Origin of the sequence: Streptomyces sp. R28 (genome assembly GCF_041052385.1) — a bacterium.
Taxonomy (GTDB): domain Bacteria; phylum Actinomycetota; class Actinomycetes; order Streptomycetales; family Streptomycetaceae; genus Streptomyces.
The window spans coordinates 5,042,979-5,062,045 of the sequence record NZ_CP163439.1; the positions used below are offsets into that span (position 1 = coordinate 5,042,979).

The following is a 19,067-nucleotide window of genomic DNA, read 5'->3' on the forward strand; positions in this document are numbered from 1 at the left end:
GTGTTTTCGTCCGACGTCGAGGGGGCGTACGCGGCATGACTCTCGGAGACGAACGGGAGACCTCCGGCGGTTACGCAGGCACCGGTCAGACCCGGACCCGGCTGCCCGAGACCAGCGGTGACGTGTACGGCGGCGCGCGGCGAGGCGGCCGCTCGTCGTCCCGGAGCCTGGTCACCGTGGTCGGCGTGGTCGTCCTCCTCATCGCGGCGATCGCCTTCGCGAACCGTGGAGGCGACAACTCCGGTTCCGCGGGCGGGGGCGAAAACCAGCCGAAATCTGCGGCTACGGCGGCGAGCGGGTCCCGACCGGTGGAGGCGAAGGCCGGGGGGATCCCGGCGGGGTTCGCGCAGGATGAGCAGGGGGTGCAGAGCGCGGCGGCCAACTACTCCGTAGCCCTGGGGTCGGCCGACATGTTCAACACGGCCCTACGGCACGAGATCGTCAACACGGTCTACGCCCCCGATGCCGCCGCCAGCCGGCAGGCGGCACTGGACAGTGCGTACTCCAGTGAGGCGTTCCTGGCGAACATCGGCCTCGACAAGGACGGTGCCGCGCCAGCGGGCCAGTCCTTCATCTCCCGGGTCATCCCGGTTGGCACCAAGACCACCTCGTTCAGCAGGAGTGCCGCCACCGTCGAGGTCTGGTACACGTCCCTCTTCGGCCTGTCCGGCGAGGGCTCGACCAACCCCGTGTCCGAGAGCTGGTACACCACGACCTACCAACTGCAGTGGGTCAACAACGACTGGAAGGTCACCGACTTCCAGCAGAAGGACGGACCCGTGCCGGTCGGTCGGGACCAGAGGGCCTCCACCGCTGACGACATGACGAAGGCCGTCGAGGAGTACGGAGGGTTCACGTATGCGCGCTAACCACCGCTTCCTCAAGGTAACCGCGGCCTTCGCCGCCGTACAGGCCACGGCCGTACTGCTGGCCACCCGCGCTGTCGCCGCACCCACTCCTACTCCCACGCCTGCGGCGAGCAACAACCCCTGCGATCTCATCCGCGGCCCCGCCAAGGACTACTGCGAAAAAGACAACGGCTCAGGCGCCCGCACCGGCGGATCCACCCTCGACGACCCCACCGCCACCCTCGACCCCCTCTCCTCCCTCGCCAAGGGCTGCGCGGACGCAGCCGGCTGGACCGTCAAGCAGCTCAGCGAGGCCGTGAAGGAGACCGCGAACGTCGACTTCACCAACAGCAAGTTCCTCCAGCAGTACGCGGTCGTCTTCGCGGCGTCGACGATCCTCACGCTCCTCCTCTGGCTCCTGGCCGTGGCCAAGCGAGCCGTACGAGGCGTCCCCCTCACCACCGCCATCAGCGAAGCGATCGGCTTCCTCTGGCTGACGGTGCTGGCATCCGCGTTCACGCCGCTGATCCTCTACACGGTCGTATCGGCCACGGACGGCGTCACAGAGGTCCTCGCGAAGACGACGGGCGACCAGACGGACACGTTCTTCGGCACCTTCTCCAGCGCCCTGGAGAAGGGCGAGGACATCGGCGGCGGCCCGATCATGCTGATCGTGGTGTCCCTCGTCTCCATCCTCGCCGCCGGCATCCTCTGGCTGGAGCTCGTCATCCGCGCCGCCCTGCTCTACGTCGGCGCCCTCCTCGGCACCGTCGTCTACGCGGGCCTGGTCGACAAGAACCTCTGGGGCCACGTCCGCCGCTGGGCGGGCATCATGATCGCCGTCATCCTGGTCAAGCCGGTCATCGTCATAGTGCTCGGCCTGGCCGGCGCACTGTCCTCCGACGACGGCCCGAACGCGTTCTCGGCCGTCGTCTCCGGCCTGGCCATCATCCTGCTCGCCATCTTCGCCAGCGCGATGATCTACCGCTTCGTCCCGGGCTTCGGCGACGAGATCGCCGGCTCCCGCAACAACCGCATCATGAGCGGCGCCGAGGGCAAGGCCGCCGCGGTCATCAGCTCCCCGGCGACCCTCGTCGCCCAGGGCATCAAGACACACAGCTCCCGCGCGGACAACAACGGCGGCGGAAGCCAGGGCGGGTCCGCCCGCCCCTCCAACCCCGCCTCCGGCGGCGTCGCCGCGCACAGCTCGCGCTCCTCGAACTCAGGCGGCGGATCTGTCCCCTCCGCCGCACCCGCACCCCGTTCGAGCAGCCCGGTGAACACCCCCCACGCCAGCAACACCCGTAACAGCAGCAGCAACCGTTCAGGAGGTGACGGGCGTTGACGACCGAGTCCCACGTGTCCCACGCGGTCACGCCCCGCCGTACATATCTGATCGGCCGCGCCCGGCCGAACGCGATCGTCGGCCGCAACCGCGAGACCGGCGAGATCGCGCTGATCATCGGGGGCGCGTTCCTCGGCATGATGTGCGGACTCCTCGTCCCCGTCCTGTCCCTGCGCATCGTGCTGCTGATGGGCTTCCCGCTGATCGCGCTGGCCGCGGTCTACGTGCCGTACAAGCACCGGACCATCTACAAGTGGTTCGAGATCAACCGCAGCTACAAGCGCACCCTCCGCCAGGGCACCACCTACCGCTCCGGCGTCGTCGAGGCCGGCACCCACCTCGACGGGCGGGAGGTCGAGGTCGGCCCGCCCCCCGGCATCGGCCGCATCACCTGGCTGGCCGCGCCCTTCGGGCCCGACGAGATCGCCGTACTCCTGCACGCCGACCGGCGCACGGTCACGGCCGCGATCGAGATCGAGGGCCCCGGCGTGGGCCTGCGCGACTCCGAGGACCAGGAAGCCCTCGTCGACCGCTTCGGCACCCTCCTCAAGCACGTGGCGAACGGCGACGGCTTCGTGACGCGGCTGCAGATGCTCGCCCGCACCCTGCCCGCCGACCCCGACGCCCACGCCAAGGACGTCGCCGTACGCGGCGACGACCGGGCCCTGGGCTGGCTGCAGCAGTCGTACGACCAACTCCAGTCGATGGTGTCCACGAGCAGCGAGCAGCACCGCGCCTACCTCGTCGCCTGCATGCACTTCACGCGCGAACTGGCCGCCGAGGCCCAGGCGATGGCCCGCGCGGCCCGCCCGCACGGCGGCAAGGTCGACCGGGACTCCGGGCTCGCGGTGGTCATGGCCCGCGAGCTGACCGACATCTGCTCGCGCCTGCAGGAGGCGGACATCCGCGTCCGCCAGCCGCTCGGCCAGGGACGTCTGGCCTCCCTCATCCACTCCATGTACGACCCGGACCACCCGATCGACCACATCCAGGCGATGACGAAGCGCAACGCCTGGCCGGCCGAGCTGGACGCCATGGAGCCCACGTTCCTGCAGGCCAAGACCCGGGAGTCGTCCACCCGCGCCCCCTGGTGCCACGCCACCGCCTGGGTGAAGGAGTGGCCGATGACCCCGGTCGGCGTCAACTTCCTCGCGCCGCTCCTGGTCCACACCCCGGACGTCATCCGAACGGTCGCCGTGACGATGGACCTCGAACCCACCGAGGTGGCCATCGAACGCATGCTGACCGAGAAGACCAACGACGAGGCGGAGGCCAGCCGCGCCGCCAAGATGAACCGGACCGTCGACCCGCGCGACATCGCCGCCCACAACCGTCTCGACCAGCGAGGAGAAGACCTCGCGAGCGGTGCAGCCGGCGTCAACCTGGTCGGCTACATCACCGTCTCCTCCCGCTCCCCCGAGGCCCTGGCCCGCGACAAGCGGACCATCCGGGCGTCAGCCGGAAAGTCGTATCTGAAGCTGGAGTGGTGCGACCGCGAGCATCACCGGGCATTCGTCAACACGCTCCCCTTCGCCACCGGCATTCGGAGGTAGGACCTGATGCGGGACCCGCTGTCCGTCCTCACCGACGCCTTCACGTCCTTCCTCTTCGGGAAGGTCGAGACGACCCGGCTGCCGGTGCGCACGTCGACGGGCCAGGCCCAGGCGGTCTACCTCCCGACCGCCGCGCCAGGTCTCGGTGACTCGGGGGTGATCATCGGCCGCGAGGTGTACTCCGGCAAGGGCTACATCTACGACCCCTTCCAGCTGTACGGCCAGCAGCTCCCCGCCCCGCACTGGCTGGTCCTCGGCGAGTCCGGCAACGGCAAGTCGGCCCTGGAGAAGACGTACGTCCTACGGCAGCTGCGCTTCCGCGACCGCCAGGTCGTCGTCCTCGACGCCCAGGGCGAGGACGGCGTCGGCGAGTGGAACCTCATCGCGCAGGAGCTGGGAATAACTCCCATCCGCCTGGACCCGACAGCGGCCCTGGACATGGGGATCCGCCTCAACCCGCTCGACCCCGCGATCACGACGACGGGCCAGCTGGCCCTGCTCCGGACGATCATCGAGGTCGCGATGGGCCACGGCCTCGACGAGCGCTCGGGCTTCGCCCTGAAGGTCGCGCACGCCTACGTCAACGAGACCATCCTCGAACGCCAGCCGGTCCTGACCGACATCGTCGAGCAGCTACGGCACCCCGAGCCGGAGTCGGCCGAGGCCATGAACGTCGCCATAGACGACGTACGGGCGTGGGGCCTGGACGTGGCGCTGGTGCTGGACCGCCTGGTCGACGGTGACCTGCGCGGCATGTTCGACGGCCCCACGACGGTCGGCATCGACCTGGACGCGCCGCTCATTGTGTTCGATTTGTCCCACATCGACCGCAACTCCATCGCCATGCCGATCCTGATGGCGATCGTCGGCGTTTGGCTGGAGCACACCTGGATCCGCCCCGACCGGAAGAAGCGCATCTTCCTGGTCGAGGAGGCCTGGCACATCATCAACAGCCCCTTCGTGGCCCAGCTCTTCCAGCGCCTGCTGAAGTTCGGCCGACGCCTGGGCCTGTCCTTCGTCGCCGTCGTCCACCACCTGTCCGACGTCGTGGACGGCGCGGCGGCGAAGGAGGCCGCCGCGATCCTGAAGATGGCGTCGACCAGGACGATCTACGCCCAGAAGGCGGACGAGGCGAGGGCGACGGGCCGCGTGCTGGGCCTGCCACGCTGGGCGGTGGAGATCATCCCCAGCCTCACCCCCGGCATCGCGGTGTGGGACGTCAACGGCAACGTCCAGGTGGTCAAACACCTGATCACGGAAACGGAACGCCCCCTGGTCTTCACCGACCGCGCGATGACCGAGTCGTCCGCCGACCGCGAGCTGATCGACGATGCCCTGCGCGCCGCCGAGCTGGAGGCGGAGGAACGGGCGGCGGCCTTCGTCGAGCAGCACCTCGGCGACTCCGAATCGACGGTGGCGTAGGGCCAGGGGGTCAGCGTGAGACCGGACAGACCAGATAGACCGGACGACCGCCGGGAACAGCGGAACGGCCAGGGGGGAATCCCCGACGGCCTGCTCATCGGCATACTCGCCTTCCTCCTCGGCATGACGCTGCTGGTCTGGACGGCGACGGGCCTGGCGGCCCTGTTCGCCCACGGCACCTGGCCCTCCGATGTCACCTTCACCCGCACGCCCCTGGCCATGCGCTCCCTGATCGCCCAGCCTCACGACATCCCGGGCGCATGGCCGCAGACCCCGAAGGCGGAGCTGTCCGGGTACGGCCTGTTCTGGGGGCTGTTCATCGGCCAGCTGATGATCCTGATCGTGCTGACCGTGTTCGTGCTGGGGACGGTGGCCCGGTGGCGGGCGGTCAGGGCGGGCCGGCGTGGCGGGAAGGCGGAGGTCGCGGAAGCATCAGCACCGATACCGCACGAGGTGCCCGCACCGCTCGTGGTGCCTCCGCCCAGAACGGCGCCGGAGCCGCTGCCGCAGCCGACGGGGCAGCCACAGCCGACGGGGCAGCCGGCCGGGCATTCCGATGCCGACCAGCCGACGACGGTCACCGCGCCCAGGGCACTCAGCGAATTGGCGGTGCCCGGTGCCGGCCCCCAGGCCTCTCAGATCAGCGAACGGGTGGGCGGTTGGGAACGGCTTTTCGTAGCCACAAGAGAAGACCGCCGAACAACCGCAACCTCGGCCGTACGCGACGCGGAAGGCCCCGCCCTCGTAGTCACCTCGAACCCAGCCCTCTGGCAGGACACGAAGGACGCCCGCGCAAAACTCGGTCCGGTCCTCCTCTACGACCCCACCCACCTCTGCGACACCCCGGCCCGCACCCACTGGTCCCCCACAACGGGCTGCGAGGACAAACAAACCGCGGCCGCGAGAGCCACCGCACTCCTGACCCCGGTCCGCCCCACCTCCCGCCTGGACCAAGCGGTCAGCGACACCGCCGAAACCCTCCTGCGCAGCTACCTCCACGCCGCGGCCATCGACGGCCGCACCATCCGCCACGTCCACCGCTGGTCCCAGGGCACCCAGGTCCAGGACGCCGTACGAACCCTCCGTACGAATCCGAAGGCGGCCCCAGGCGCGGCCGGCGAACTCGAGGCCGCCCTCACGGCCCACCCCGAACGCCGGGACATGGCCCAGGAGTTGACGACCCGCGCCCTCTCCGCCCTCTCCACGGTCAACATCCGAGAGTCGTGCACTCCCAACCGAACTGATGCCCTCACCTTGGATTCCTTCGTCCATGAAGGGGGCACGCTTTATGTGGTGGGTGAATCCATCGAGGACCCCCGAGCCAATCCGGGCGCCATGCCACTCCTGACGGCCCTCGCCGCAAGCGTGGTCGAGCGCGGCCGGCGCATGGCCGAACGGTCATCCTCCGGTCGCCTCGACCCACCACTGACGCTCGTCCTGGACGACGTCGCCGCCGTGGCTCCGCTTCCCCAGCTGCCGGAGCTGCTGGCCACCGGAGCGGACCGGGGCATGCCGACCCTGGCCCTGCTCCGGTCCCGCGAACAGGCCCGCTCCCGCTGGCCCCACGACGAACTCCCCGCCTAGCCGGACCAGTTGTCGGCGCAGCCCCTCATGGCCGCTCGATGACGAACTCCAACTCGGCGTCTTCCGAACCCTCACCGAGCGGCACGGCCACCCCGCTCGGCTCGAACCCCACCTTCCGGTAGAACCGCTGCGCCCGCCCGTTCTCCTCGTGCACGATCAGCCGCACCCGCTCCGCACCACGCGCCCACGACCACTGCAGAGCGGCGTCGAACAGCACCTCGGTGAGCCCGATCCCGCGCTCCTCGGGCCGCACGAACACGGCGACGACATGCCCCTGCTTCCGCTCGACCGGAAGCCCCGCCCAGTCGGTCGTCCCCGGCTCCTCGACCAGCACGGTCAGTGTCCCGACCCACCCCCCGTCCGGCCCTTCGGCGATAATCGTCTGCGCTTTCTCGGCCCCCTCGCAGGCCCCCGCGGCCCGCTCCCGCCAGAAGGAGTCGGGCTGCGCCACGGCCTCCTCATAGGTCGTCAGATAGGCGATCGGCGCGACCGGGTCCCGCAGCGCGGCAAGCCGCAACTCCTTCGCGGCGGGCCACTCGTCGGCGCGTATGGACCGGATGACGTAGGCCCCGGGGTTCGTGGTGCTCATGACGGCCACCGTAGTACCCCGGTACGACATCGCTCACCCGGAATACCACCCACGGTGCTGTTCCGACCGACGGCGCAACCAGCACGATGGACCACGTGAACGACGTGGACAACGTGGACGAGGCGCGCCAGGCGGACCGAGTGACGCAAGAGCAAGCGACGGCGGAACCCCTCACTCAGCACGTCCAGCGCATCAGCCGCCGCGTGCGCGCCTTCGACCACCGCCACCCACTCGTCTGGGACCTGCACCTCACCGGCTTCTGGGTGACGGCGGCTCTGATCGACTACTACGGCGGCGGCTGGCTCAACGTGGCCCGCGACCGCGACAACCCCGGCTGGCTGATCCTCACCCTGAGCCTCGGCCTCTCCGTCCCCCTCCTCCGGCGCCGCACCCACCCCAGCGCCGCACTCCTCGCCATCGCCCCCTTCGCCCTCGTCAACGCCTGGACCGGCGCCGCCCTCCAGGCGTTCCTGCTCCAGCTGCTCGTCGTCTTCCACATCGCCCTGCGCCGCCCCTCGCGCAACCTGTGGTGGGCGGCGGCCCTGATCACCACGCCCGCCGCCGTGATGGCCGCCCGCCACCCGCAGGGAAGCCCGGACCGCGACATCGTGCCCGTGCTGATGTCCATAGCCGTGGCGACAGCCATCGGCATCACGGTCCGCACCCGCCGCGAGCACACCGAGGCCCTCGAGGACCGCGCCCGCCGCCTGGAGATCGAACGCGACCAGCAGGCCCAACTCGCCGCCGCGGCCGAACGCGCCCGCATCGCCCGCGAGATGCACGACATCATCGGCCACAACCTCTCCGTCATCACCGGCCTGGCAGACGGCGGCCAGTACGCGGCCGCCAAGTCCCCGGAACGCGCCGCCCAGGCCCTACAAGCCATAGGCACCACCAGCCGCCAGGCCCTCGGCGAACTACGCCGCCTGCTGGACGTCCTACGCGAGGAGAACCACCCCCACGCCTCCCACCCCGAACTGACCCCCCAACCCACCCTCACCGACCTCGACCAGCTCATCAACGGCGTACGCGCCGCGGGCCTCCCCGTCACCACCACCATCCACGGCACCCCGAGCCTCCCCCCCGGCCGCCAGCTCACGGTGTACCGCGTCATCCAGGAGGCCCTCACCAACACCCTCAAACACACCGGCCCCGGCACCACGGCGGCCATAGAGCTCTCGTACGAGGACAAAGGCGCCGTCACCGCGACAGTGACCGACACCGGCAGCGGCGCCCCCGGCACCGGCACCACTCAGCCCACGGGCGGCCGCGGCCTGCCCGGAATGCGCGAGCGAACGGCCCTGTACGGCGGCACACTTGAGGCCGGCCCACGCCCCCACCCCGAGCAGGGCTGGCGCGTCCACCTGCACCTCCCGGAGGAAACCCAGCAGTGATCACCGTCCTCATCGCCGACGACCAGCCCCTCCAGCGCTTCGGCTTCCGGATGCTCCTGGAGAGCCAGGACGACATGACAGTGCTGGGTGAAGCGGCCAACGGCAGCGAGGCGATCCACATGACCGCGGAACTCAACCCCGAAGTGGTCCTGATGGACGTCCGCATGCCCGGCCTGGACGGCATCGAGGCCACTCGCCGCATCACCACCGCCGGCGACCGCACCCGGGTCCTGATCCTCACGACCTTCGACCTCGACGAGTACGCCTACGCCGGCCTCCGCGCAGGCGCCTCCGGCTTCCTCGTCAAGGATGCCCAGCCGGAGGAGCTCCTCTCCGGCATCCGCGCAGTGGCCACGGGCGACGCGGTGGTCGCCCCCAGCCTGACCCGCCGCCTCCTCGATGCATACGCCCACCACCTACCGAAGCCAAGCCCGGGCGACGGTCCTGAACCAACGGTCCTGGATGCCCGCCTGACCGCCCTCACCGACCGCGAACGCGAGATCCTCACGGTGATCGGCAAAGGCTGGACGAACACGGAGATAGCCGCACGCCTTCACCTGGCCGAATCGACGGTCAAAACCCACGTGGGCCGTATCCTCGCGAAGACGGGGTCACGGGATCGCATTCAGGCAGTGATCCTGGCCTACGACACGGGACTGGTGAAGCCGTCCTGAAATGCGAAAAGGCCCACACCATAAGGTGTGGGCCTTTTCTAAAATTTGTTCGGCGGCGTCCTACTCTCCCACAGGGTCCCCCCTGCAGTACCATCGGCGCTGTAAGGCTTAGCTTCCGGGTTCGGAATGTAACCGGGCGTTTCCCTCACGCTATAACCACCGAAACACTATGAAACTGTCGAACCATGCCGCACCATACCGTGGCCTGGCATGGGGCTGTTCGTGGTTTCAGAACCAACACAGTGGACGCGAGCAACTGAGGACAAGCCCTCGGCCTATTAGTACCGGTCACCTCCACACGTTACCGTGCTTCCAGATCCGGCCTATCAACCCAGTCGTCTACTGGGAGCCTTACCCCATCAAGTGGGTGGGAATACTCATCTCGAAGCAGGCTTCCCGCTTAGATGCTTTCAGCGGTTATCCCTCCCGAACGTAGCCAACCAGCCATGCCCTTGGCAGAACAACTGGCACACCAGAGGTTCGTCCGTCCCGGTCCTCTCGTACTAGGGACAGCCCTTCTCAATATTCCTGCGCGCGCAGCGGATAGGGACCGAACTGTCTCACGACGTTCTAAACCCAGCTCGCGTACCGCTTTAATGGGCGAACAGCCCAACCCTTGGGACCGACTCCAGCCCCAGGATGCGACGAGCCGACATCGAGGTGCCAAACCATCCCGTCGATATGGACTCTTGGGGAAGATCAGCCTGTTATCCCCGGGGTACCTTTTATCCGTTGAGCGACGGCGCTTCCACAAGCCACCGCCGGATCACTAGTCCCGACTTTCGTCCCTGCTCGACCCGTCGGTCTCACAGTCAAGCTCCCTTGTGCACTTACACTCAACACCTGATTGCCAACCAGGCTGAGGGAACCTTTGGGCGCCTCCGTTACTCTTTAGGAGGCAACCGCCCCAGTTAAACTACCCATCAGACACTGTCCCTGATCCGGATCACGGACCCAGGTTAGACATCCAGCACGACCAGAGTGGTATTTCAACGGCGACTCCACGAACACTGGCGTGCCCGCTTCAAAGTCTCCCACCTATCCTACACAAGCCGAACCGAACACCAATATCAAACTGTAGTAAAGGTCCCGGGGTCTTTCCGTCCTGCTGCGCGAAACGAGCATCTTTACTCGTAGTGCAATTTCACCGGGCCTATGGTTGAGACAGTCGAGAAGTCGTTACGCCATTCGTGCAGGTCGGAACTTACCCGACAAGGAATTTCGCTACCTTAGGATGGTTATAGTTACCACCGCCGTTTACTGGCGCTTAAGTTCTCAGCTTCGCCAGGACGAATCCTGACTAACCGGTCCCCTTAACGTTCCAGCACCGGGCAGGCGTCAGTCCGTATACATCGCCTTACGGCTTCGCACGGACCTGTGTTTTTAGTAAACAGTCGCTTCTCGCTGGTCTCTGCGGCCACCCCCAGCTCGAGGAGCAAGTCCTCTCACCAAGCGTGGCCCCCCTTCTCCCGAAGTTACGGGGGCATTTTGCCGAGTTCCTTAACCATAGTTCACCCGAACGCCTCGGTATTCTCTACCTGACCACCTGAGTCGGTTTAGGGTACGGGCCGCCATGAAACTCGCTAGAGGCTTTTCTCGACAGCATAGGATCATCCACTTCACCACAATCGGCTCGGCATCAGGTCTCACCCTGTATGAATGGCGGATTTACCTACCACTCGGGCTACACCCTTACCCCGGGACAACCACCGCCCGGGATGGACTACCTTCCTGCGTCACCCCATCACTCACCTACTACAGGTCTGGTCCGTCGGCTCCACCACTCCCCTTTGCCCGAAGGCTCCAGGGCGGCTTCACGGACTTAGCATCGCCCGATTCAATGTTTGACGCTTCACAGCGGGTACCGGAATATCAACCGGTTATCCATCGACTACGCCTGTCGGCCTCGCCTTAGGTCCCGACTTACCCTGGGCAGATCAGCTTGACCCAGGAACCCTTAGTCAATCGGCGCACACGTTTCTCACGTGTGAATCGCTACTCATGCCTGCATTCTCACTCGTGAACCGTCCACAACTACCTTCCGGTGCTGCTTCACCCGGCACACGACGCTCCCCTACCCATCACGATCCCCGTTGGGGGTACATATCGCAATGACACGACTTCGGCGGTACGCTTGAGCCCCGCTACATTGTCGGCGCGGAATCACTAGACCAGTGAGCTATTACGCACTCTTTCAAGGGTGGCTGCTTCTAAGCCAACCTCCTGGTTGTCTCTGCGACTCCACATCCTTTCCCACTTAGCGTACGCTTAGGGGCCTTAGTCGATGCTCTGGGCTGTTTCCCTCTCGACCATGGAGCTTATCCCCCACAGTCTCACTGCCGCGCTCTCACTTACCGGCATTCGGAGTTTGGCTAAGGTCAGTAACCCGGTAGGGCCCATCGCCTATCCAGTGCTCTACCTCCGGCAAGAAACACACGACGCTGCACCTAAATGCATTTCGGGGAGAACCAGCTATCACGGAGTTTGATTGGCCTTTCACCCCTAACCACAGGTCATCCCCCAGGTTTTCAACCCTGGTGGGTTCGGTCCTCCACGAAGTCTTACCTCCGCTTCAACCTGCCCATGGCTAGATCACTCCGCTTCGGGTCTTGAGCGCGCTACTGAATCGCCCTATTCGGACTCGCTTTCGCTACGGCTTCCCCACACGGGTTAACCTCGCAACACACCGCAAACTCGCAGGCTCATTCTTCAAAAGGCACGCAGTCACGAGAATGTGCAAGCACATTCCGACGCTCCCACGGCTTGTAGGCACACGGTTTCAGGTACTATTTCACTCCGCTCCCGCGGTACTTTTCACCATTCCCTCACGGTACTATCCGCTATCGGTCACCAGGGAATATTTAGGCTTAGCGGGTGGTCCCGCCAGATTCACACGGGATTTCTCGGGCCCCGTGCTACTTGGGTGTCTCTCAAACGAGCCGCTGACGTTTCGACTACGGGGGTCTTACCCTCTACGCCGGACCTTTCGCATGTCCTTCGCCTACATCAACGGTTTCTGACTCGTCCTGTTGCCGGCAGACAACAGAAGAGAGATCCCACAACCCCGCATACGCAACCCCTGCCGGGTCTCACACGTATACGGTTTAGCCTCATCCGGTTTCGCTCGCCACTACTCCCGGAATCACGGTTGTTTTCTCTTCCTGCGGGTACTGAGATGTTTCACTTCCCCGCGTTCCCTCCACATACCCTATGTGTTCAGGTATGGGTGACAGCCCATGACGACTGCCGGGTTTCCCCATTCGGAAACCCCCGGATCAAAGCCTGGTTGACGACTCCCCGGGGACTATCGTGGCCTCCCACGTCCTTCATCGGTTCCTGGTGCCAAGGCATCCACCGTGCGCCCTTAAAAACTTGGCCACAGATGCTCGCGTCCACTGTGCAGTTCTCAAACAACGACCAGCCACCCATCACCCCGAACCAACCGGTTCGAGTTCACTGGGGCCGGCATCACGAGGGAATTCATTCCCTCAGACACCCAACAGCGTGCCCGACACCCTCGCCACTCATGATCAGCGTTCCACACTCCGAAGAGCAGTACTGGCAGCCCGAGATGACTGAAAGTGCCGAATAATCAACGTTCCACCCATGAGCAACCAGCATCAGACATTCGCTGATGTACTGGCCTCTGAACCAGGCAAGCCCGGCTTAGAAGTGCTCCTTAGAAAGGAGGTGATCCAGCCGCACCTTCCGGTACGGCTACCTTGTTACGACTTCGTCCCAATCGCCAGTCCCACCTTCGACAGCTCCCTCCCACAAGGGGTTGGGCCACCGGCTTCGGGTGTTACCGACTTTCGTGACGTGACGGGCGGTGTGTACAAGGCCCGGGAACGTATTCACCGCAGCAATGCTGATCTGCGATTACTAGCAACTCCGACTTCATGGGGTCGAGTTGCAGACCCCAATCCGAACTGAGACAGGCTTTTTGAGATTCGCTCCACCTCACGGTATCGCAGCTCATTGTACCTGCCATTGTAGCACGTGTGCAGCCCAAGACATAAGGGGCATGATGACTTGACGTCGTCCCCACCTTCCTCCGAGTTGACCCCGGCGGTCTCCTGTGAGTCCCCATCACCCCGAAGGGCATGCTGGCAACACAGGACAAGGGTTGCGCTCGTTGCGGGACTTAACCCAACATCTCACGACACGAGCTGACGACAGCCATGCACCACCTGTACACCGACCACAAGGGGGCGACCATCTCTGGCCGTTTCCGGTGTATGTCAAGCCTTGGTAAGGTTCTTCGCGTTGCGTCGAATTAAGCCACATGCTCCGCTGCTTGTGCGGGCCCCCGTCAATTCCTTTGAGTTTTAGCCTTGCGGCCGTACTCCCCAGGCGGGGAACTTAATGCGTTAGCTGCGGCACCGACGACGTGGAATGTCGCCAACACCTAGTTCCCACCGTTTACGGCGTGGACTACCAGGGTATCTAATCCTGTTCGCTCCCCACGCTTTCGCTCCTCAGCGTCAGTAATGGCCCAGAGATCCGCCTTCGCCACCGGTGTTCCTCCTGATATCTGCGCATTTCACCGCTACACCAGGAATTCCGATCTCCCCTACCACACTCTAGCTAGCCCGTATCGAATGCAGACCCGGGGTTAAGCCCCGGGCTTTCACACCCGACGTGACAAGCCGCCTACGAGCTCTTTACGCCCAATAATTCCGGACAACGCTTGCGCCCTACGTATTACCGCGGCTGCTGGCACGTAGTTAGCCGGCGCTTCTTCTGCAGGTACCGTCACTTTCGCTTCTTCCCTGCTGAAAGAGGTTTACAACCCGAAGGCCGTCATCCCTCACGCGGCGTCGCTGCATCAGGCTTTCGCCCATTGTGCAATATTCCCCACTGCTGCCTCCCGTAGGAGTCTGGGCCGTGTCTCAGTCCCAGTGTGGCCGGTCGCCCTCTCAGGCCGGCTACCCGTCGTCGCCTTGGTGAGCCATTACCTCACCAACAAGCTGATAGGCCGCGGGCTCATCCTTCACCGCCGGAGCTTTCGACCCCCACCCATGCGAGTGGAAGTGATATCCGGTATTAGACCCCGTTTCCAGGGCTTGTCCCAGAGTGAAGGGCAGATTGCCCACGTGTTACTCACCCGTTCGCCACTAATCCCCACCGAAGTGGTTCATCGTTCGACTTGCATGTGTTAAGCACGCCGCCAGCGTTCGTCCTGAGCCAGGATCAAACTCTCCGTGAATGTTTTCCCGTAATCGGGACCACACATCACGAGAGCGGAACAGCCAGGCGGAATAAGCCCGGCCGTTCACAGCGTCCTCGCTGTGTTTTTTCAAAGGAACCTCGTCCCGACCATGACGGCCGGAGACGGGGTATCAACATATCTGGCGTTGATTTTTGGCACACTGTTGAGTTCTCAAGGAACGGACGCTTCCTTTGTACTCACCCTCTCGGGCTTTCCTCCGGGCGCTTCCCTTCGGTCTTGCGTTTCCGACTCTATCAGATCCTTTTCCGATCCGATTTCCTCGGTGCTTTCCAGGTTCCCGCTCTCGCGTTTCCCTTTCCGGCGGTTCCGACTCTATCAGATCCTTTCGGGCCTGACTCCCAGTCAGCGGGCTTGTCTTCGCGGCTGTTGGGCCGTTCCGACGTCTCAAACCTTAGCGGATCCTCTCGGCAGTTCCTAATCGAGCTGCCGAACCCAAATCGAATTGAATTCGGGCACGCCGAATTCAACCCCGTTGGGAGGTCGTACTAGTGGTTTGGTTTGCCGCTCTCGCGGCGGAAGGTGCTGCCGCAGAACCGTTACGGCTCCGTGGCAACCCGAAGAACTCTACGGATCGGGCAGGGGGCTGTCAAGCGTCCCCTGTCAAGATCTTTTACCGTGGCCGACGGCCGCGCGTCAGTCCAGGTCCCTGAGGCGTCCGCCGGCGTCCGGCTGGGCGTCTTCCACTCTGCGGAGCAGGCGGGTGAGGACTTCGCCGAGGGCGGTGCGTTCATCCGCGGCGAGGTCCTGGAGGAGGTCCTCCTCGAAGACAGAGGCCAGGCGCATCGCCTCGAGCCACTTCTCGCGACCCTCCCCGGTCAGCTCCACGATCACGCGGACGCGGTTGGACTCGTCGCGCTCCCTGGTGACCAGACCCTCGGTGACCATGCGGTCGATTCGGTGGGTCATGGCGGCCGGGGTGAGGCCGAGGCGCTTGGCGAGGTCGCTGGGGCCCATCCGGTAGGGGGCGCCGGAGAGGACGAGGGCCTTGAGGACCTCCCAATCGGCGTTGCTGATGCCGAGGGCGGCGGTCTGGCGGCCGTAGGCGACGTTCATGCGGCGGTTCAGGCGGGACAGTGCCGAGACGATCTTCTCGACCTGGGGGTCGAGGCCCTGGAACTCGCGCTGGTAGGCGGCGATCTGCTCTTCGAGTGTCGGCTCACTGACGCCGTGGGTGTCGCCCATGGGCCGAGTATCGCATGGGCTTGCTTGGCGTTGAAGTCCTTCGCTGTGTACTGTTTAGCTTCGAAGTTTAGCTTTGAAGTCTTCAGGTCTACATACGAGAGAGGTGAACGTGACCAGGGCAATGGGCGCAGCGATGCGCCGGATCCACGTGGGCAACGCACTCAGCGCGTTCGGGCTCGGTTTCACCGTCCCCTACCTGTACGTCTACGTGGCGCAGGTGCGGGGGCTGGGTTCGATGACGGCGGGGCTCGTCCTCGCCGTCTTCGCCGTGGCCGCGCTGGTCGTGCTGCCGTTCGCCGGGCGGGCGATCGTCCGGCGTGGCCCGCTGCCTGTGCTGATCGCCGCTCTGGTCACCGCCGCGCTCGGATCGCTGAGCCTGGGGCTCGCGGGGAGTGCGGCGGCCGTGCTGCTGTCGGCGGCCGCGCTCGGGTCGGGGCAGGCCGTGATGCAGCCGGCGCTCGCGACGATGATCGTGGACTGCTCCGGTGCGGAGACGCGGTCACGCGCGTTCGCGACGCAGTTCTTTCTGCAGAACCTGGGGCTGGGGGTCGGCGGGCTGATCGGTGGGCACCTCGTCGACGCGTCGAGTGTCTCGTCCTTCACTCTGCTGTTCGCTATCGAGGCGGCGATGTTCCTGCTGCTCGTCGTGGTGATGTCGACGGTGCGGATGCCGCGGGCGCCGCGGATCGACGGGGCGCCGGGGGCTGGGTCGGCGAAGGGGAGCTGGAAGCAGTTGCTCCAGAACCGGGCGATGGTGCAGCTGTGTGTGCTGGGGTTTGTTCTGTTCTTCGCCTGCTACGGGCAGTTCGAGTCGGGGCTGAGTGCGTACGGGGTCGAGGCGGCCGGGGTTTCCACGTCGGCGCTGGGGACCGCTTTGGCGGCGAACACCGCGATGATCGTGGTGGCTCAGTTCGCCGTGTTGAAGTTCGTCGAGCGGCGGAGGCGGTCGCGGGTGATCGCGGCTGTGGGGCTGATCTGGGCGGTGGCTTGGGTCGCGGCGGGGTATGCGGGGATGGGGCACGGGAGTCAGGAGATGGCTACGGCTGCCTTCATCTCGACGTATGCGCTGTTCGGGCTGGGTGAGGCGATGTTGTCTCCTACGGTTGCTCCGCTGGTGGCGGACTTGGCGCCTGAGGGGATGGCTGGGCAGTACAACTCTGCGTTTGCCCTGGTGAAGCAGCTTGCGCTGGCGGTTGGGCCGGCGGTGGGTGGGCCTATGGGGGCGTCGCTGCATGGGCCGTATGTCGTGACGTTTCTGGTGTTCTCGCTGGGGATCACGTATCTCGCGGTGCGGCTGGGGCGTCAGCTCAGCGCCGTTCAGGATCAGCCGTGGTTGGTGAAGAGTCGGGTGGTGGCGCAGGGGGCTGGGTCTGCTGCGGGGCAGGCCCGCGCCCACGCCTGAGTTTTCTCGCCGCCGCCGCCCCTACCCGTCCCATCCTGAAGGGGCTCCGCCCCTTCGACCCCACCAGGGGGCTCTGCCCCCTGGACCCCCATCGGCCCTGAACGGGCCTCGTCCTCAAACGCCGGACGGGCTGGAATGTCTTGGAGTTTCGGTGGGGGGCTTCGGTAGGGCGAACTCGCACCAGACTGCCTTCCCGCCTCCCGGCGTTCTCCGTGCGCCCCAGGCGGAGGCGACGGTGGCGACGATGGCGATGCCTCTGCCTGATTCGTCGCCCGCTTCGGCGCGGCGGCGGCGGGGGAGGTGGTCGTCGCCGTCGGTGACCTCGATGATCAGGCGACGGTCGGTGCGGCGCAGGCGCAGGCGCATGGGTGGGGTGCCGTGCTGGAGCGAGTTGGCGACGAGTTCGCTGGCCGCCAGGACGCCCAGGTCGTGGAGGTCGGTGGGGAAGCGCCAGCTCGTGAGGACGCCGGAGGCGAAGGCACGCGCGCGGGGGGCCGCTTCGATACCGCCGAGGAGTTCCAGGGCCGCGTTGCGGAAGAGGTCGCTGTCGGGGCCCGTGCGGGCCGGGTGCTGGAGGACGAGGACTGCTACGTCGTCGTCGTGGTCCGCCGTCACGCCTGCTGAGCGAACCAGGCGGTCGCAGACGACCTGGGGGGTGCCGGTCGCGCCGGCCAGGGCTCGTTCCAGGGAGGCGATTCCCTCGTCCAGGTCCTCGTCCCTGCGTTCCACCAGGCCGTCGGTGTAGAGGACAGCCGTGGAGCCGGGGCCCAGGGCGATCGAGCCGGAGGTGTGCATCCAGCCGCCCGTGCCGAGGGGCGGGCCGGTCGGTTCGTCGGCGCGTTGGACCGCGCCGCTCTCGTCGCGGACCAGGATCGGGAGGTGCCCGGCGGAGGCGTACACCAAGCGGCCCTCGTTCGGGTCGTGGACGGCGTAGACGCAGGTGGCGATCTGGTTGGCGTCGATCTCCGTGGCCAGGCCGTCGAGCAGCTGGAGGACCTCGTGCGGGGGGAGGTCGAGGCGGGCGTATGCCCTCACTGCCGTACGGAGCTGGCCCATGACCGCTGCTGCTCGTACGCCTCTGCCCATGACGTCGCCGATCACCAGGGCCGTACGGCCGCCGCCGAGGGTGATCACGTCGTACCAGTCGCCGCCGACCGCGGCCTCCGTGCCGCCCGGGTGGTAGGTGGCGGCGACGCGCAGGTCGTCCGGCTCTTCGAGCTCCTGGGGGAGGAGGGAGCGTTGGAGGGTGACGGCCGTTTCGCGTTGGCGGCGCTCGCTGGCGCGCAGGCGTTCGGCGGCTTCCGCGTGGTCGGTGACGTCCGTGGCGAAGACGAGGACGCCGCCGTCGCCCTCCGTCACGGGGGTGCAGGTGAAGGTGTAGGAGCGGCCGTCGGGGGCCTTGCGGGACTTGAGGGTGCGGGGCTTGCCGCTGCGCAGGACCTGGTCGAGGAGGGGGAGCAGGCCCAGTTCGGCCAGCTCGGGGAGGGCCTCGCGGGCCGGTTCACCCGGGGGGCGCGGGCCGAAGGCCGTCACGTAGGCGTCGTTGACGTAGGCCAGGCGGTGGTCGGAGCCGTGGACCAGGGCGACCAGGGCCGGGACGCGGTCCAGGACCTCACGGACCGGCAGTTCGTCCACTGCGGGGATCGGCATGGCCTCGTCGGTGAGTTGTTCGGCGCGGGCCGCGGGGACGGCGCCCGGGCTCTCTCCCCGGCGGTCCTGGGTGACCGCCGCCGCGGGTTCGGTCCGCGCTGCGGCGCGGCGCTGCGTTCCGGGGAGCCGGGCGCTCCAGCGCGTGAAGTTCACGAATCCTTGCCTCGTGTCGTCGTCTGCGGCCAGCTCCG

Annotated in this window: 11 protein-coding genes and 3 rRNA genes; 8 read left to right on the forward strand and 6 right to left on the reverse strand. The window is 66.3% G+C overall.

The window, feature by feature from the left end; translation table 11 throughout:
* Positions 1-35: 35 nt before the first annotated feature.
* The 5 genes from AB5J49_RS22375 (at position 36) to AB5J49_RS22395 (ending at position 6,752) form a co-directional block, all read left to right on the forward strand.
* Positions 36-869, forward strand: a complete 834-nt coding sequence (locus AB5J49_RS22375; RefSeq protein WP_369170402.1) for a hypothetical protein — start codon at positions 36-38, stop codon at positions 867-869.
* Positions 859-2,193, forward strand: coding sequence for a hypothetical protein (locus AB5J49_RS22380; RefSeq protein WP_369170403.1), 1,335 nt, complete (start codon positions 859-861; stop codon positions 2,191-2,193). Before AB5J49_RS22375 ends, AB5J49_RS22380 begins: the two co-directional genes overlap by 11 nt.
* Positions 2,190-3,746 (forward strand): SCO6880 family protein, encoded by a 1,557-nt coding sequence (locus AB5J49_RS22385; RefSeq protein WP_369170404.1) that lies wholly within the window; start codon positions 2,190-2,192, stop codon positions 3,744-3,746. Before AB5J49_RS22380 ends, AB5J49_RS22385 begins: the two co-directional genes overlap by 4 nt.
* A gap of 6 nt (positions 3,747-3,752) precedes the next feature.
* Positions 3,753-5,168, forward strand: a complete 1,416-nt coding sequence (locus AB5J49_RS22390) for an ATP-binding protein (protein WP_369170405.1) — start codon at positions 3,753-3,755, stop codon at positions 5,166-5,168.
* A 123-nt stretch (positions 5,169-5,291) separates the two neighbouring features.
* Entirely contained in the window at positions 5,292-6,752 is a 1,461-nt protein-coding gene (locus AB5J49_RS22395; protein ID WP_369170406.1) for a type IV secretory system conjugative DNA transfer family protein, read from the forward strand.
* Positions 6,753-6,777: 25 nt separating this feature from the next.
* Here the strand turns inward: AB5J49_RS22395 and AB5J49_RS22400 are convergent, their stop codons facing one another.
* The gene (locus AB5J49_RS22400; RefSeq protein ID WP_369170407.1) at positions 6,778-7,341 is read right to left on the reverse strand and encodes a GNAT family N-acetyltransferase; all 564 of its coding nucleotides are present in this window, start codon (positions 7,339-7,341) and stop codon (positions 6,778-6,780) included.
* 104 nt (positions 7,342-7,445) lie between these two features.
* Here AB5J49_RS22400 and AB5J49_RS22405 point away from each other — a divergent pair, with 104 nt between their 5' ends.
* Complete coding sequence (locus AB5J49_RS22405) at positions 7,446-8,735, forward strand: sensor histidine kinase (protein WP_369175219.1); 1,290 nt, start codon at positions 7,446-7,448, stop codon at positions 8,733-8,735.
* Positions 8,732-9,409: a response regulator gene (locus AB5J49_RS22410; protein WP_369170408.1), complete on the forward strand. Its 678-nt coding sequence runs from the start codon at positions 8,732-8,734 to the stop codon at positions 9,407-9,409. The genes AB5J49_RS22405 and AB5J49_RS22410 overlap by 4 nt, the downstream gene beginning before the upstream one ends.
* 47 nt (positions 9,410-9,456) lie before the next feature.
* On the opposite strand, the gene rrf is transcribed toward AB5J49_RS22410, so the two are convergent.
* The 4 genes from rrf to AB5J49_RS22430 all read right to left on the reverse strand — a co-directional run bounded on the left by rrf (position 9,457) and on the right by AB5J49_RS22430 (position 15,824).
* Positions 9,457-9,573: ribosomal RNA gene (gene rrf / locus AB5J49_RS22415) — 5S ribosomal RNA — on the reverse strand.
* 94 nt (positions 9,574-9,667) lie between these two features.
* A 23S ribosomal RNA gene (locus AB5J49_RS22420) occupies positions 9,668-12,787 on the reverse strand.
* A 305-nt stretch (positions 12,788-13,092) separates the two neighbouring features.
* Positions 13,093-14,618 (reverse strand): 16S ribosomal RNA (locus tag AB5J49_RS22425).
* The 16S, 23S and 5S rRNA genes sit together here, the layout of an rRNA operon.
* Positions 14,619-15,275: 657 nt before the next feature.
* Complete coding sequence (locus AB5J49_RS22430) at positions 15,276-15,824, reverse strand: MarR family winged helix-turn-helix transcriptional regulator (protein ID WP_369170409.1); 549 nt, start codon at positions 15,822-15,824, stop codon at positions 15,276-15,278.
* Between the two features lie 133 nt (positions 15,825-15,957).
* Between AB5J49_RS22430 and AB5J49_RS22435 the strand changes: the two genes are divergently transcribed.
* Complete coding sequence (locus AB5J49_RS22435; RefSeq protein WP_369175220.1) at positions 15,958-17,226, forward strand: MFS transporter; 1,269 nt, start codon at positions 15,958-15,960, stop codon at positions 17,224-17,226.
* A gap of 114 nt (positions 17,227-17,340) precedes the next feature.
* On the opposite strand, the gene AB5J49_RS22440 is transcribed toward AB5J49_RS22435, so the two are convergent.
* Positions 17,341-19,029 carry a SpoIIE family protein phosphatase gene (locus tag AB5J49_RS22440; RefSeq protein WP_369170410.1) on the reverse strand — a complete coding sequence of 563 codons (1,689 nt, stop codon included), beginning with the start codon at positions 19,027-19,029 and terminating at the stop codon, positions 17,341-17,343.
* Positions 19,030-19,067 lie beyond the last annotated feature (38 nt).